The sequence below is a fragment of the Vicinamibacterales bacterium genome (assembly GCA_036504215.1).
In the GTDB taxonomy this organism is placed as follows: domain Bacteria; phylum Acidobacteriota; class Vicinamibacteria; order Vicinamibacterales; family Fen-181; genus FEN-299.
In genome coordinates, this window is record DASXVO010000085.1 from 84,562 (window position 1) to 99,833 (window position 15,272).

Sequence of the window (15,272 nt, forward strand, 5' to 3'; positions counted from 1 at the left end):
TCTACTGGCGCTCGTCCAGCCACCCGAGACCATGGCGCCACGCCACCGACAATGCTGCGACCACCGGAATCGCCAGGAAGATCCCTGCTATTCCGCCCAGCTCGACACCAGCGAGCACGGCCACAATGACCGCGAGCGGATGCAGGTGAATTCCCCGTCCCATCAGGCGTGGATAGACGACGTAGTCTTCAACCACTCGAACAACCGCGAGAAACCCGGTTGACCAGACCGCCAGGATCGGCGAGTGCAGTGCCGCAGCCACGCCGGCGATCACGGCAATCGCGACAGGGCCGACAAGCGGAATGAACTCGAGGACGCCTGCGAGCACGCCGAGCAGTACGGCATACGGCACGCCGATCATTGCGAACCCCACGCCGCAGATCGAGCCGACGAGAAGGCATGCCACGAGCTGCGCGCGAATGTACGCCGCCAACGTCGTGTTCAGTTCCTCGAACAGTCGGTAACCGCGACCGCGAAAGCGACCGGGAAGCGCATCGAGGGCGGACTGGCGGAGGCTCTCGGCATCTTTCAGCAGGAAGAACGCCAGGACAGGGATCAGCACCAGCCACGGCAAATACGAGAGCACGCCGAAACCTGCGACAAGTGACTCGCGAAGACCTTCGACGGCACGATCGCCGGCGTCCACAAGCGATTGGTTGATGCGTCGTCGCACTTCAATCGGCAGCCTCAGCCGCTCGTAGGATCGCTCCAAGCCACCCTCCCACTTGCGCAGGGACTGCGCATACCCCGGCGCCCGTGACGCGGCATCACCGATTTGCTGGGAGACGGCCGGAACGAGAATCGCAGCGCCAGCCCACGCGACACCGGATATGACGAGATAGACGATGCCGATCGCAACGCCTCGTGAGAGGTTGGGCGGAGCCTTGGCGGCACGCAGCGGGCGTTCGGCGAAAGCCACGAGCGGCGCAATCAAGTACGCGAAGAACATCGCCAGGATCAACACGAGGACGACGCGTTCCAGCCTATAGAGGAGGAGAACGCCAACGGCCAGGGCGAAGACCACCAGCAGGAACCGGTACATGAGTCGGAAGCCTCGATTACTGTGTCGCCTGCGCCGCCGAGCGCCAGGCTCCGGCCAACGAGTGAAACGCTACTTCTTCCCTACGACCAGGAGTCCCCCGCCGACGACCGCCAAAGCCACACCCGCCCACACCGGAACGTTGACTCGTTGCTTCTCGCTGACCGAGATATCCAGAGGCCCGATCTTGGCTTCGTGGGTCTGCTTGGTGTAGCTGAATCCGCCGTACACGAGGGCCAGGATCCCGACTGCCAGGATGACGATTCCGATGATTCGCACATCAACCTCCTCACCGCCAACTGCGGTGGATTCGGGTGTTACCGCCGTAACTGGACCCGCACGCCGCCCCAGAATTGATAGGCGTTGCTGACACCGTCGCTGTGGTCGAAGAGCAGACGGCCCTCGCCGATGAAGAACGCCGCGTGCTTCGCGTTCTTCGCCAGCGGCAGGCCGAAGTGCAGGAGCCACGCCGGCGTCCTCGTGTCGCGGTTTGTCAGATCCCAGAGAGACAGCCCGGTGGCAATGACACCCGCCCGAGAACTTCGTGAACGGTACCACCCTGAACCTTGAGCGCACTTCTGTCGCGCAGGGCACCGAGTACTTCGACTCGCAACTACGGCCACAATCCGCACTCGGCGCACGCGGCCGGTGTTGCTCGCTCAGCACCAAGTCCTGATGGCACGAATACGCTGCCGTATTTGTGCATCGAAGGACTGAGTCGAAGGGCAGCAGGCCGGTCGCCGGGAGCAGGCACCTCGCAGCGGCCGATGAACACGAGGGCGCCGATGGCCGCGAGTGCCGCCACCCGCCATGCGACGGACACCGGACGGAACCATCGTACTGCCTTCATCCTGTGGCCCCATCCCGACCGATCATCGCGACACATGTGCCGATGAGGCGAGCGTACCAGTCAGACGGCAGCGCGTCTGTTCAACATCGCACAAGCCGAACCGCGCGCCGATCCGCATGTTCCGAAGTGAACAGACTCGCCCTCATGCCGTCGACTACCATGGGGGCTGATGATTCTGGGAGCTTCATGCACGCCGCGCGGCGGCCGTGTCAACCTGGACCAGCGGATACATCGGAGGGATTGCCAATGACGACTTCACACGATCCGGAGACTCGGGACTACCGCCTGCTGATCGGGCTCGTCGCGGGCGCCGCGCTCGGCGCGGGTCTGGGCATGCTCCTCGCCTCGCAGACCGCCGCAGGGTTCCGCAAGCGGGTGGCTGCGTCTGCGAAGGACCTCGGGAAGACCGCGTCGGATCGGTACCTGGACGCGCGCGCGCGGGTAGGGGCCGTGGCGACGGAGTACACGAGCAAAGGACGGGCGATTCGCGACGACCTCGCGGACACCGTCATCAAAGGCGCACGAACCGTCGAGCGATACGCAGCGGACGCAAAGACGGACGACGGCCAGGCGGCGCCCGACCGCTCGGTGTCGTAGGTGCAGAGAGCCATGGCGTCGAAGCCCCACCCCGAGTGCACCTACAGGCGCTAGAGCGCTCTCACGATCCCCACCAGCAGGCGGACGAACAGCGCGAGGGGAACACCGATGGCGAGGATGGCAATGGGAAACGCGTAGGCGACGATGAGCATCTCGCCGAGGCCACCGAGCACCCAGAGCACGCGTCCGAGTCCGCGGTAGACGCCGGCGCCGGCGCGAGCGATGAGGCCGGGACGTGTTCCCGCTCGCGGCGCCTCGAGGAAGGACGAGTCGCCCACCGCTGGCAGCGCGAGCTGACCCCCGTAGAGGTTCGCCGCCGCGGGCACAACGGCCACGGCAGATGGAGAAATGGTGGTTCGCATAACCGTGCCTTCCACTGTACCGATGATGCGGGGATGTGTCTGTCCCGGATTGCACAGACCGGCGTGTCACTCGGGACCGTTGGCGGGCCTGCGGCTCACGATCGATAGAACGCTCGTTTCGCCAACTCGGCGGCCGCGATGTAAAGCACCACCACCGCTCCCAGCGCCGCGAGGTACCAGGGGCCCAGGGGAGTGAAGCCGAAGATCGCGCCGAGCGGTGTGTATGGAAGGGCGAGTGTCGCGGCAACCACTGCGCCGGTCGCCACGGCGAGCGGGCGGCTGGGCCGGCTCATGAAGAACGGTCTCCGCGTCCGGACAACGAGCACGACGAGCGACGCCGACACCACCGACTCCAGGAACCAGCCCGTCCTGAACTGCTCCGGTGTCGAGCCGAGCAGATACAACACGCCGAACGTCGCGTAGTCGAATACCGAACTGACCAGGCCGAACGTCATCATGAAGTTCCGGATGAACCGCGTGTCCCAACGCCGCGGTTTCTCGACCATCTCGGCGTCCACCGTATCGGTCGCAATCGTCATCTCCGGGAAGTCGGTCATCAGGTTCGTGAGCAGGATCTGCTTGGGCAGGAGCGGCAGGAACGGCAGGAACAGCGACACGCCGGCCATGCTGAACATGTTGCCGAAGTTCGCGCTGGTGGCCATGAACACGTACTTCAGCGTGTTGCCGAACGTGATGCGTCCTTCCTGCACGCCCTGCACCAGGACGCCGAGGTCTCGCTCGAGGAGCACGATGTCCGCGGCCTCCTTGGCCACGTCCACCGCGCTCTCGACCGAGATCCCGACATCTGCCGCATGGAGAGCGGACGCGTCGTTGATGCCGTCACCCATGTAGCCCACGACATTGCCGGCCTTCATCAACGCGAGGATGATCCGTTCCTTCTGGTTGGGCTCGATCTCGGCGAAGATGTCCACGTCGTTCACCCGGCCCAGGAGCGCCTCGTCGCTCATGTGCCGAAGATCCGTGCCGCTCAGAAGTTGAGGATTCGAGAGCCCGACCTGCGCGCTGGTATGGGCCGCCACCAGCCGGTTGTCGCCTGTAATCATCTTCACGAACACGCCGAGGCGTTTCAGTTCGCTGATCGTGGCCCCAATCCCGGCCTTGGGAGGGTCGTCGAGGACGAGCAGGCCGGCGAAGACCATCTCCGACTCCTGGTCCGTCGAGATGTCCGAGGCCGACCCGACGTCGCGACAGGCGATGCCCAAGGTCCGGAATCCCTGGCCGGAGAGGTCCGTAAATCGCTTCATGATCTGATCACGGACCGTCGCGATCTGAACGTCCGCACCCTCGGCCGTCTTCGCCCTCGAGCAGATGGCGAGCACCTCCGCCAGTGCCCCCTTGGTGATCATCACGTGCCGGTTCCCGTCGGCGACCAGCACGCTGAGGCGCTTGCGGATGAAGTCGTACGGCACCTCGTCGAGCTTCCGGCTGCCGCCGAGATCGAACTGGCGGTGGCTGCGGATCGCCTCGTCAATCGGGTTGACCAGGCCGGTCTCGAAGAAGGCGTTGAGGTAGGCGTAGCGCAGCACCTCCTCGCTCTCCTGGCCCTCGAGGTTCTGCGCCGAGTGGACGCGCACCACACCCTCGGTCAACGTGCCGGTCTTGTCGCAGCAGAGCACGTTCATGCTGCCGAAGTTCTCGATCGACGAGAGGCGCCGGACGATCACCTTGCCGACCGCCATGCGCTTGGCGCCGTGCGCGAGGTTGATGCTGATGATCGCGGGAAGGAGCTGTGGCGTCAGACCGACGGCCACGGCCAGCGAGAAGATGAAGGCCTCGAGAACCGGGCGGTGGAAGTAGACGTTGATCGCGAAGATGGCGATCACGAGCACCAGCGTGACCTCCATGAGGAGGTATCCGAAGCGTCTGACGCCGCGCTCGAATTCGGTCTCAGGAGAACGAAGACGCAGCCGCTCCGCCACCTTGCCGAACTCGGTCGTCGTCCCCGTGCGCACCACCACGGCCACCGCGCTGCCGCTGACCACGTGCGTGCCCATGAAGAGTGTGTTGGTCCGCTGGCCGAGCGGTGCGTCTGGAGCGACGGTTCCCTCAGCCTTCGCCACCGGATAGGTCTCGCCCGTGAGCGTCGCTTCATCCAGGAAGAGATCCTTCGACTCGAGCAACAGGCAGTCCCCCGGAATGCTCTTGCCGGCTGACAGGACCACGACGTCGCCCGGGACCACCTCCGTCACCGGAATTTCCTTCTGTGCACCGTCCCGGAGCGCCGTCGCCTTCGTCTGCACGACGGCCAGCAGCCTGTCCACCGCGTGGGCGGCGCCGCGCTCCTGCCAGTACCCCAGCACGCCGCTCGCCAGGACGATGCCGAGGATGATCAGGGCGTCTGCGGAGTCGTGCAGGAAGAACGACAGGCCGGCCGCGAACAGCAGGATGAGGATGAGCGGGCTCTTGAACTGGCCGACGAGGAGGATCAGCTCGCCGGCTCGCTTCCTCGGCTGCAGGACATTGGGGCCGTCACGGTCGAGACGCCGCCTCGCGTCGGCGCTCGTCAGTCCCTGCGGCATCGTCTCCAGCCGCCGGAGCACGTCGGCGACGGCAGCGGTCCAGAAGAGATCGAGGGGCTCGTTCATGCCGGGGCACCTTCGGATGGGATGGCCAAGTGCTCCACGGTATCGCCGACGCAAGGATGCGTCTGTGTCAAAGTGCACACATCGCCCCATCGTCGATCCGACACGGTCAGGGCATCGAGGAGTGGTGTCCGGAGGCCGTCTCGGCTTCGGCCGCGACGTGCGGACTACAGCTCGTACACGAGAAACGCGCCGGGCAACTCGGCATTCGTGGCTGGCTTGGTCATCGCGGGGACATGACCAAACGCCTCGACGAAGCGCGGGTTGGCGACGAAGCACGCGGCGCGCCAGCCCCAGAAACGCGAGAGCGCGTGTCCCATGCCGGCGTAGAGGTCGAGCAGCTTCCGCTCCCCTCCCTCGCCGCCGATCCGGACCCCGTACGGCGGGTTGAAACAGAATACGCCCGGCTGCATGCCGGCCGCGCGCGGCAGCATGCCGGCCACATAGTCCGGCGTCAACGCACGCATATCCTTCTGCCCGATGACGATCGATTCCTTGTACGACGGCCCGGTCAGACCGGCCGCACGAAGGTTCCCCACCATTGTCGGGATTCTCTCCTCGTCGACATCGAGCGCGAGGATCCTCGGCACGGTGCCGGGAAAGAGATCTGGCGTCTCGGCCGGCAGCCCGGCGAACGCCGCGAGGTGCCGAAACGGGAGGTCCGCGGGACGCCGAATCGCGGCACCGACTGCCAGGCCGGCCGCTTCGATGGGGATCGTGCCGCTTCCGGCCATCGGATCGACGAGCGGTTCGACTCGTGCGTCCCACCGCGACAGCATGATCAGCTGGGCCGCCAGGGTCTCGCGCAGCGGAGCGGGGCCGGCGGCAACTCGCGCGCCACGACGATGCCGCGCGCCGAGGCCGATGTCGATGCCGACCACGGTGCGGCGGCTCTCCGGCGTGCCGGCGCGCCGCGCGACGAACACCACGTCGGGCGAGTCGGCGTCAACCTCTGCCGTCACCCCGCGCGACGCCAGTGCTTCGACGAGCGCATTCTTCACGACGCCCCGCAACTGGAGCGGCGACGCCTCGAAGTCGTGGGCGGATCCGAGGTCCACCGAGATGCGCACGGTCTTGGCGGCAGGCAGTCGGTCGTCGGTCTGGAGCGCCGGCAGGAGCTCCTCGAAGAGCGGCTCGAGCCGCACGGCGGGACTCGAGAAGAGATCCCACGAAATTCGCGACGACGTCCGGTGATGACACGCGGCCACCCAGGCCATGCGGGCGTCGAATGGATAGAGCAGGGTCGCCTCACCCTCGCGCCTGGGTTTGGGAACCCGGACCTCGAAGCAAGACCGCATCACGAGGCGCTTCAACTCCGCCTCCATGACACGATTGGCGCCGCCAGACCCGGTCAGCCGAAGCTCGTTACACCGCATCAATCACCGATCGCCAGCCCGGTCAGCTTCTCGGCGACGAAATTCATGTCCGCGAGGCGTCCGGCCTGCAGCGCCACACCGCCCGGGAGGTCGCCGAGTTGCTGCAGCCGTGCCATGTCGTCCGCGTGCAACGCGCTCGCCGCACTCAAGACCGCCAGCAGGCGCGTCGGCACGGAGAGCGCCACCTGGCTCGCCCACAGGCGCGATTGGGCCCTGAGCAGGGCGTCGTCCTGCCGCATGGCGGCGCGGGAAAGCGCGACGGCCGTCTCGACGTCCGCCATCGCGGTCGCGAATTCGAATGCGACGTGCTGCTGGCGCACCAGCTTCGCGCGAAAGGCCACCTGCGCGGCATCGGCCAGGAACCGCGCGGCGCGCGCGACGGCCGGCCCTCCCGCCTCGGCAAACGGCTCGACTTCCTCGGCCATGCGCAGGTAGAACTGCCCCTTGCTTCGAACGTTCTCCCGCATCCGGAAGATGCTGATGATGCTCTGCTGGATCTCGGACGTCCCCTCGTAGATCGTCAGGATGCGCGCGTCGCGGCGGATCTTCTCCACCTCGAAATCCACGCAGTAGCCGTAGCCGCCGAGCGCCTGCACGGCGTGGTCCGCGGCGACGTTGCCGGCCTCGGTGGCAAACAGCTTCGCGACCGAACCCTCGACCTGGCGATCCGTGTTCCCGCTGTCGAGCAGGTCGGCCACGTATTCGATATACGCCTTCGCGGCGGCCAGACGCACGCTGTTGGGCACCAGCAGCTTGTGCGTGAACCCCTGCTTCTGAGCCAGATAGGTGCCGAACTGCTTCCTCTGCTTCGAGAACGCCACCGCCTTCTCGAGCGCCACCAGGCCGGCGCCGAGACCGAACGCGGCCACCATCAACCGCGTGTAGCCGAACACCTCGTTCGCCTGCTTGAGCCCCTGGCCTTCGCGCTCGCCCACGAGGTTGTCAGCCGGGATCACCACGTCCTGCAACAACACCTGCGCCGTATCGGAGAGCCGGATGCCGTGCTTGATCTCGTGCCGGCCCGGCGTCAGGCCGGGCGTCTGCCGCTCGACGACGAAGAAGGTCGGCCCCTCGGGGGCCTTCGCCAGAATCGTGTAGAGATCGGCAATCGATCCGTTCGAGATGAACTGCTTCACGCCGTTCAATCGGTAGTGGGTGACCTTCCCGTCGGCGTCGGTGATGCGCTCCGCGACGGTCTTCAGGCTCTGAACGTTCGAGCCGGCCTCGGGCTCGGTGACGCCGTAGGCGACAATGAGTCCCTGTTCCGCAATCCGGGTAATCCACTTCGCCTTCTGCGCCTCGGTGCAGCCGACACGAATGGGATCGGTGCCGAGCGCAACGGCCAGCATCGCGGTGGCGAGTCCGAGGTCGATCTTGGCGAACTCCATCGACAGGCGGTAGACGTCGTACGCGCCGCCGCCCATCCCGCCGTACTCGTCGGGGAGGAACACGAGGTGCAGGCCGACATCCGGACCGAGCATGGCCCGAACGACGTCGGTCGGGCACGTGTCGGACTCGTCCCATTTCAGACGCTTCTCGAGCGGGGCCTCGCGCTCCGTGAATTCCTTCAACGTCCCGACGATCAGATCGATATCCCCGGCATCCAGCCGCTTGAACTCCATGTCTCTCCTCGACTGCGCGCGTAGGTCGCGCGTGTGGGACGCCCCGGTTGCCGTCGAAACCCGGTCGACGGATGCGGAATGGGGCGTGGGGCGAACAACGAACGGGGTTGGTAGATCGTGCCGGAAATGCGCGCGTCGTGCAACCCGTCCGCCGTGCGCCCCGGTGCCGAACGGCCTGGCCGTGCTCTACTGCTTCGCAGGGACGGCCTCGAGCGGGAGGGAAGGCGACCGCCAGGTCACGGTGTGACCGACGGCGCCCTGCTTGTAGTTGATCACGTCCAGTTGCTCGGGAATCACCTTGATGAGCACGAGGTTCTTCAGGCCGGGGAACGCCGTGTCCCAGTACGCCCGCTTCCGTTTCAGGATCTCCTGCATGTCGTCCACGAGCACGGCACGTCCGGACAGCGCGACGTAGCCGATGGCCTTGGCGTGGTCCGAGTAGTAGAGCAGCACTCGCGAATCCTTGCGAAGCTCCTGCACCTTGCGGCTGCCTGTGTTCGTCGCCATCCAGACGACCATCTCGTCGTCCGGCGGGAACGGGTTCATCGTCCGGGCCTGTGGGCGTCCGGAGGCATCGATGGTGACGAGGCCGCAGTAGGTCTGCGCCTGCATGACTTCGCGCGCCGCGGCAATCAACTGCGCACGGTCTGGCGTGGGACGCGGCGTCGCGGCCTGGGCCTTCGACCCGGACGATTGCTCCTGGGCGCGGGCGGCGCTGGCTGGGAAGGCGAGGGTGAGGGTGAGGGTGAGCAGGATGACGTAGGGCTTCATGAAGACTCCTTGACGAAGCAGGCCGGGCGAGTCGGGGGATTCCCGTCTCATCCGGCCCTGCAAACGTTGGAGTATTTGCCGACGTCACTCCGGACGTATCGCGGTATCGACTACCAGCGCGGTTCGGAGCGGCGACGGTTGCCGCCGAAGCCGCCGCCCGACCGTTCGGGCTTCGGACGCGCCTCGTTGACGGTCAGGTTGCGGCCGCCCATCGAGTACTCGTTGAACTGGCTGATCGCCTTCTGGGCCTCATCGTCCGTGGCCATTTCGACAAACGCGAAGCCGCGCGCGCGGCCCGTCGCCATGTCGCGCATGACGTTGACCGATTCGACCGTGCCGGCCGCACCGAACAGCTGCTGGAGTTCCGCTTCACCGACTTCGTACGGCAGGTTTCCGACGTAGAGCTTACGAGCCATGGGCTCACTCTCCTTCCCGCTGGGCGGGAGGTTTTTGATGGCGGACCGTCAACGTCCGTTCATCGGTTGATAGCGCTGTCGATCCGGATATGGACCTCTAGCGGGGTGGAGAAAGGCTCTTCCTGACTGATGCCGTGTGTGGGGAAGCGAGATGTGAAGCTCGATTCTTCTGTTACGCGGACAGCGGAGTGCTGTTATCCAACCTGACCGTGGCAGTATAGCACAAATCGAAAAATGGCTGCAGGGTCAGTCCGATTCACTCATTCCAGGGAGCGCGAATTCCGAGCCGCGACAGCTTGGCCTCGAGTTCGCTCCGCTCGCGGCTGGGCCTCAGGCGGCCGTCGTCGCGGCGGTCCAGCAGGCCGTGCTCGGCGGCCAAATCGGTCGCGCGCGTCGGCCGACCCGACGAGATCGCGGCGATGACCTCGGCCTCGACGCGCGACAACCGCAGCCCGTGCCGGCGGTAGTCGAGAAAGGCCTCCCACGTCATCGGCACCCACCGCGACACGATCTGCTCGCCGATGATGGTCGCGTACCCGCGGATTTCCTGCTGTGCGTGCGCATCCATGCGCAGATCGAGGAAATGCAGCAGGTTGTGGAGGTCGATCTTCCAGTAGGCTTCCGTGAAGGTGGACAGTGGCAGGTCCTTGCGGGCCTGTTCCCGGGCGACACCGGCCGCGAGGCGCGCCTCGTACACCTCACGCGCCCGACCCTGCAACGCCCGCTCGTCGGCCGTCAGCCCCGCGCCGACGTCCTCCGCGAGGTAGCCCCCGCTCCCCTGCCGGTTGCCGCTCGACTGTGCACGCCACGCGTCGGCCGCCGTCCGCTGTGCCCCGTCGATCGCCTCTGAGTAACGCGTCGAGTACTCGTTCACGCTCGCCGTCCGGTGCCTGATCCACTGCCGCCAGATGTCCATCGGTACGCGGACATGAAGCTTGATCTCGCACATCTCGAACGGCGTCGTGTGGGAATGCCGCATCAGGTAGCGGATGAGCGCACGGTCTTCGTGCACACGCTTGGTGCCCTTGCCGTACGATACGCGCGCCGCCTGCACGATCGCCGCGTCGTCGCCCATGTAGTCCACGACCCGCACGAAGCCGTCGTCGAGCACGAGGATCGGCTCGCCGAGGATCGCGTCGAGTTCGGCGACGCCTGGCCGCGCCATCTTCTCGAATCCAGTCGCTTCCGGCATGGTGCCCTCTCTTGACGTACTCCGGTGGGCGGGCCAAGCGCGCCCCGCCAGCACTGGGCCACCGGCCTCACTGCACTTTGCCCATCGTCCTGAGCACCGGATAGAACTCTGGCTTTTCACCCATCAGCCCGTCCAGGATGTTCCACGCCATCAGACCGTCGTCGGACCGGGCGTCGAACAACAGGAATGCGAGACGCGCGAGGGGCTGATCCATCGGAACGACGATCGACCCGACCGGCACGCTCTGTTCTGAGGCGTCCCACGTGCCGGTCAACGTCCGCATCTTGTGCGTGCCCTGGTACTCCCGTGCGGCCAGCGTGTTCGATTCGATGCGAAAGCGCTCCCCCTTCACCGCCAGCGGCCTTGTCGTCCTCACGTACTGCACGCCGTGCGCCTCCAGCCGGTCGATGACGGCGTTGAACGAACGCGCCGCCGGCGAGAGCGACGGACCGAAGGGCGAGCCAGACGGCACCGGGGCCAGTGACACAGCCGGCACGATGTAGGCCGCCGGCACGACACTCGTCTCGGTTGGCTCGGTCGTCGCGTAATGCCCCATCGACTCCGTGCGCTGCGTCCCCGGCACCATGCGCCTGATCGGGCGATCGGCCACGTAGGGATTCCGTTCGGTCAGCGTGTCGGCGAACACGACCTGCACCGGCGCCGGCGACTTCACCAGCTTCTCGCGGACCGCGAGCTGCTTGCCGACGATCGATTCGCCGTCGGCGGTCGCGACGGCTTTGCGCACGACCTCCCCGTTCTTGACGACAAAGTCGATGACCTCTTCGAGGAACCAGTAGTTCGCTTTGATGCGGTCCTCGAACGAGGCGTACGAGTACGTTTCCACGAGAATGCCCAGGCGGTTGCGGACGCCGAAGTACGTCGACGTGTACCGGGGCTTCGCGAGGTCTTCGTCGGAGGCCCACGCGCGCTCGGCGCTGCCTCGCATGACGCCGCCGTAGTAGAAGTAGTCCCACCCGTGCTTCGCCTTGATCGTCCGGGTCACCTGAGGCAGGAGGGTGTCGCGCAGGAGACCCACCGTTGCCTTCGAGTCGTTCGGGCTCAGGGACGTTTCGTAGGTCAGGTAGAAGCCGCTGTCCGGGGTGCCGTCGGTCGTATGGAGGTCGATCGCCATGTGCGGGTCGTACCGTGTGAGGAGTCTCGCGAGCGACCGCGCTTCGGCCGACTCGAGCTTCACGCAGTCGCGGTTGAGATCGAGGTTCTGTGCGTTGGCGCGCTGCCCCATCCCGCCGATCGGACCGTTCTGGCTGCCCCGATTGGCCACGGTGACCCGCTCGTTGCCGTCGGCGTTGTAGATCGGATTGATGAGTAGCACGACCGACTTGAACCACTCGGCCCGCTCGCCCTTGGCAATCGACCGCAGCATCCAGAGCAACGCTTCCTTGCCTTCCACCTCGCCGGCGTGGATGTTGGCCTGGATGTAGATGCGGATCTTCTTTGTCGCCAGCACGCTCTCGGGCGTGCCGTCGGGTGCGCCGACGACCGCGAGCGGCATCGGCCGTCCCTCGAACGTGTAGCCGTAGGTGGTGAGGTGGATCTGCGGCGACGCGCCGGCCATCGCTTTCATGAACGCCATGACGTCGTCGTAGCGGCTCGTCTCGGCAAACCCGGTGGCCTCGGGCCGCGTCTTGGGCCAGGCCTTCGCTGCGGCCTTCGCCGCTGTGGCTGGTGTCGCCGCAGACCTCGCACCCGATTGGGGTGCCCGTACCGCCGCAGCCGACCCGATGCCGGGCGTCACGAGCGCATACGCCAGCAGGAGGCCGCTCCCGCACAGTCGCCTCACGAAGGTACGTGTCATCGCTGAGAGATCCTTGCGAGGAAAGGGCGGGCACGGCCCGCCCCGTCTCTACTTCTTCTTGCCGGCCGCCGCGACGAGTGTCTTGAACGACTCGTCGTCCACCTTGAAGTCCTTCGCGGCCTGACCGACACGGATGAACCGCACCGTACGAATCGCGTCATCCTTCTTGATGTCCTGCAACAGGCCGGCGCCCGCGATGATCTTCCCGATGGCGGTGTTCTTCTTGTCGAACGCCGCTTTCTTCTCAGTGGTCAGATAGAACGCGCTCGGCGCGGACATTCCGAGCACGCCGGCGACGTCGTGCCTGATCGCGGTGTTCCGCTCCTTCGGCAGCACGGCAACCGCCGCGGCCTTCTGCGTGTCGGACGCCACAATGCCGGCAATCGCCCCACCCTTCGTCTCCAGGATCTTGCCGACCTGCGGCGCGTCCGGGCGCGCGGCCCCCGCCGGACCGCCCGGCCCCATCGGTCCGCGGCCGCCGGCTGCCGGCGGGCCGGTCTTCCCCTCGAGGATCCGGATGAAGTTCGCCGTGTGCACTGGGGCGTTGACGAAGTCGAGCGACGCCATCACCCGCTTCTGCGCATCGCCGCTGCCGACGGACATGTCGGCGTAGAGTCCATCCGGCAGGTAGATGCCGGCGCGAGGCAGCGGCTTGTCCAGGTTGGCCACGCCGTACGCCACGACCGCCGTGACGAGCGCCGAGTGGCGCTGGTGCTCGATGTACGGCACCAACTCGCTGTAGGTGTCGTTCAGCGTGTGCCAGGCGCGCGAGTACGTGTAGTCGGTCTCGGTTCGGAAGCTCAGCGTCGGGATCCCGAGCATCGCGAACGACGAATAGTCGCTGCCGCCCGGCGTCTCGGGCCTCGCGCCCGGATAGATGTTGCGCGTCAGCTTGAACGGCCACTTCTGGTTCACGTTGAGAACCGGCGCCACGACCTTCTCGAAGTCGCCGTACCAGTCGCTCGGCACCGCCGCACCCGTGATGGCGCTCGGGCTGCCATCGCGGTTGATCATCACCACGACCTTCGGCTGGACCTCCGGGTGCTTCTTCAGCCACGCCTGCGATCCGACGAGACCGTTCTCTTCAGCCGCGAACAGAATCATGACGATCGTGCGCTTGGGGCGCGCGCCGGCCGCCTTGATGAGGCGCAGCGCTTCCATCCCCGGTGCGAATCCCGATCCGTCGTCCACGCCGCCCGTCGCCGAGCTGAAGCAGTCGAAGTGGCCGCCGACGACCACGTATTCGTCCGGGTACGTCGAGCCGCGCAGCGTCGCGACGACGTTGTGGTACTTGATGGGCCCCATCTTGAACCAGTTCCGGATGTCGAACTCGAGCTCGACCGGCTGCTTCTTCTCGACGAGGTCCTTGATCTCCGTGTACTGCGTGTCGAGCAGCTTGATGTCGGGCAGGACCGGCAGCTTGTCCCACGACTGGACGTTGCCGTCGAGCATGCTGATCGGTTCCTTGGCCGACTGAATCGTGCCGAGCGCGCCCGCGTCCACCAGCGCCTTGGTCAGAGCCGGGATCAACTGCGCATCGGCATATTCCTTCGTCGAGCGCCGCCCGTCGCGCGCGAAGCCGGTGCTCGCTCCAGGAATCAGCACCCACGCGCCGTTGATGATCGCCTTGTTCGCATTCACCTCGGCGATGGCCACCTGGACGGCGGCACGCTTCTTCTCGACGTCGTCGGGCTTCGCGTTCCGGCCGGGAATCGAGAACGGGTCCGCCTTGAGGATGACGACCGGGCCTCGCTGCACACCCTTGGTGCCGGCGGTGTAGGTGGGCGTGCCGAAGCGCAGCGCCTTGTCCGTCGGTTTCACCATCTTGCCGAACCACGGGCCGCGGTTGAATCCGACGGGCACCTCGCCCACTTCTTCGAGTTCCGCCTCGAGGCCGAACTGCTTGAACTGCCAGGCCGCCCACGCCGTCGCATCCGTGTAGGCGTTGGTGCCGGTCTCTCGACCGCCAAACCGGTTGCTCGCATAGTCGTTCCAGGTCATGACCTGGTTGTCGGTCTTGCCGAGCTGGATGATCCTGGCGACGACCGGATCGTCCTGTGCGTGCACGTACGCCTGGTAGGCGCCGACCAGCGCGACGACCACGAACAGGGCCACCGCGAGCCGGGTTGATGACAGACGGTTCCTCACAATGACTCCTCCGATGCTGAGCCTGGGAAGGGGCGGGGAAGGCGCGGCTGATTTTACTCGGGAATCGGTCGTCCCGGTGCACGATTCCTCCGATGCTCCGGACAGGCTCGCGCCCCCATACCCCCACGGCCAGATCACCACGCCGCCACCGTCCGGCTCGGTGCCCTGACGCAGGTGGGCGGTCTACGCCGCGCTTGGCGAGACCCGTGGTTCGGCCCCGCTCACCGCGCCCTGAGCCGCGTCGATGGACGCCCCGCCCCGCCGGCCGTGTCACCGCGCCGCAGGTAGGCACGGAGGCCGACGTGGACCGGGCCGGCGCGCAGGGCGACTTGGTGAGGTCTTCCGAACCGGAGCCCAGTGCGACGGACCGGGCCGCGGCGGCCGATCCCCGGATCTCGCGCCGCGCCGCGCTGTCCGGGCGAAGCCTCCCGGCGGCGGCCTTCCGTCCGATGACAGGCCGCGGGGGGAGAGGACGGGTCC

The 15,272-nt window shown here is 66.5% G+C and carries 12 protein-coding genes; 1 reads left to right on the plus strand and 11 read right to left on the minus strand.

All coding sequences use genetic code 11. From position 1 onward, the window contains the following. Nucleotide 1: 1 nt before the first annotated feature. Both VGK32_22730 and VGK32_22735 read right to left on the minus strand, forming a co-directional pair. Nucleotides 2–1,042, minus strand: a complete 1,041-nt coding sequence (locus VGK32_22730; GenBank protein ID HEY3384585.1) for an AI-2E family transporter — start codon at nucleotides 1,040–1,042, stop codon at nucleotides 2–4. A 69-nt stretch (nucleotides 1,043–1,111) separates the two neighbouring features. Further along, nucleotides 1,112–1,318, minus strand: a complete 207-nt coding sequence (locus VGK32_22735; protein ID HEY3384586.1) for a hypothetical protein — start codon at nucleotides 1,316–1,318, stop codon at nucleotides 1,112–1,114. Between the two features lie 817 nt (nucleotides 1,319–2,135). Here VGK32_22735 and VGK32_22740 point away from each other — a divergent pair. Next, nucleotides 2,136–2,486, plus strand: coding sequence for a hypothetical protein (locus VGK32_22740; protein HEY3384587.1), 351 nt, complete (start codon nucleotides 2,136–2,138; stop codon nucleotides 2,484–2,486). A 50-nt stretch (nucleotides 2,487–2,536) separates the two neighbouring features. On the opposite strand, the gene VGK32_22745 is transcribed toward VGK32_22740, so the two are convergent. From VGK32_22745 to VGK32_22785, 9 genes are all read right to left on the minus strand, one after another. Next, nucleotides 2,537–2,848, minus strand: a complete 312-nt coding sequence (locus VGK32_22745) for a hypothetical protein (GenBank protein HEY3384588.1) — start codon at nucleotides 2,846–2,848, stop codon at nucleotides 2,537–2,539. A gap of 95 nt (nucleotides 2,849–2,943) precedes the next feature. After that, nucleotides 2,944–5,454: a magnesium-translocating P-type ATPase gene (gene mgtA, locus VGK32_22750; protein ID HEY3384589.1), complete on the minus strand. Its 2,511-nt coding sequence runs from the start codon at nucleotides 5,452–5,454 to the stop codon at nucleotides 2,944–2,946. 164 nt (nucleotides 5,455–5,618) lie between these two features. Further along, on the minus strand, nucleotides 5,619–6,827 hold the full coding sequence (locus VGK32_22755; GenBank protein ID HEY3384590.1) for a hypothetical protein: 1,209 nt from the start codon (nucleotides 6,825–6,827) through the stop codon (nucleotides 5,619–5,621). Further along, nucleotides 6,827–8,449, minus strand: a complete 1,623-nt coding sequence (locus tag VGK32_22760) for an acyl-CoA dehydrogenase family protein (GenBank protein ID HEY3384591.1) — start codon at nucleotides 8,447–8,449, stop codon at nucleotides 6,827–6,829. The genes VGK32_22755 and VGK32_22760 overlap by 1 nt, the downstream gene beginning before the upstream one ends. Before the next feature lie 186 nt (nucleotides 8,450–8,635). After that, nucleotides 8,636–9,220, minus strand: a complete 585-nt coding sequence (locus VGK32_22765; protein ID HEY3384592.1) for a pyridoxamine 5'-phosphate oxidase family protein — start codon at nucleotides 9,218–9,220, stop codon at nucleotides 8,636–8,638. Between the two features lie 110 nt (nucleotides 9,221–9,330). Continuing rightward, nucleotides 9,331–9,636, minus strand: coding sequence for an RNA-binding protein (locus VGK32_22770; protein HEY3384593.1), 306 nt, complete (start codon nucleotides 9,634–9,636; stop codon nucleotides 9,331–9,333). 256 nt (nucleotides 9,637–9,892) lie between these two features. After that, nucleotides 9,893–10,828, minus strand: coding sequence for an FAD-dependent thymidylate synthase (gene thyX, locus VGK32_22775; GenBank protein HEY3384594.1), 936 nt, complete (start codon nucleotides 10,826–10,828; stop codon nucleotides 9,893–9,895). Between the two features lie 67 nt (nucleotides 10,829–10,895). Continuing rightward, nucleotides 10,896–12,644, minus strand: a complete 1,749-nt coding sequence (locus VGK32_22780) for a M14 family metallopeptidase (GenBank protein ID HEY3384595.1) — start codon at nucleotides 12,642–12,644, stop codon at nucleotides 10,896–10,898. 48 nt (nucleotides 12,645–12,692) lie between these two features. Then, a complete protein-coding gene (locus VGK32_22785; GenBank protein ID HEY3384596.1) occupies nucleotides 12,693–14,792 on the minus strand; it encodes a M20/M25/M40 family metallo-hydrolase in 2,100 nt (699 codons plus the stop codon). Between the last annotated feature and the right edge of the window lie 480 nt (nucleotides 14,793–15,272).

Coding starts and splice junctions, on each gene's coding strand:
- mgtA (HEY3384589.1), bottom strand. CDS start 5,454: ATGAACGAGCCCCTCGATCTCTTCTGGACCGCTGCCGTCGCCGACGTG.
- VGK32_22730 (HEY3384585.1), bottom strand. CDS start 1,042: ATGTACCGGTTCCTGCTGGTGGTCTTCGCCCTGGCCGTTGGCGTTCTC.
- VGK32_22760 (HEY3384591.1), bottom strand. CDS start 8,449: ATGGAGTTCAAGCGGCTGGATGCCGGGGATATCGATCTGATCGTCGGG.
- VGK32_22740 (HEY3384587.1), top strand. CDS start 2,136: ATGACGACTTCACACGATCCGGAGACTCGGGACTACCGCCTGCTGATC.
- VGK32_22780 (HEY3384595.1), bottom strand. CDS start 12,644: ATGACACGTACCTTCGTGAGGCGACTGTGCGGGAGCGGCCTCCTGCTG.
- VGK32_22745 (HEY3384588.1), bottom strand. CDS start 2,848: ATGCGAACCACCATTTCTCCATCTGCCGTGGCCGTTGTGCCCGCGGCG.
- thyX (HEY3384594.1), bottom strand. CDS start 10,828: ATGCCGGAAGCGACTGGATTCGAGAAGATGGCGCGGCCAGGCGTCGCC.
- VGK32_22770 (HEY3384593.1), bottom strand. CDS start 9,636: ATGGCTCGTAAGCTCTACGTCGGAAACCTGCCGTACGAAGTCGGTGAA.
- VGK32_22755 (HEY3384590.1), bottom strand. CDS start 6,827: ATGCGGTGTAACGAGCTTCGGCTGACCGGGTCTGGCGGCGCCAATCGT.
- VGK32_22765 (HEY3384592.1), bottom strand. CDS start 9,220: ATGAAGCCCTACGTCATCCTGCTCACCCTCACCCTCACCCTCGCCTTC.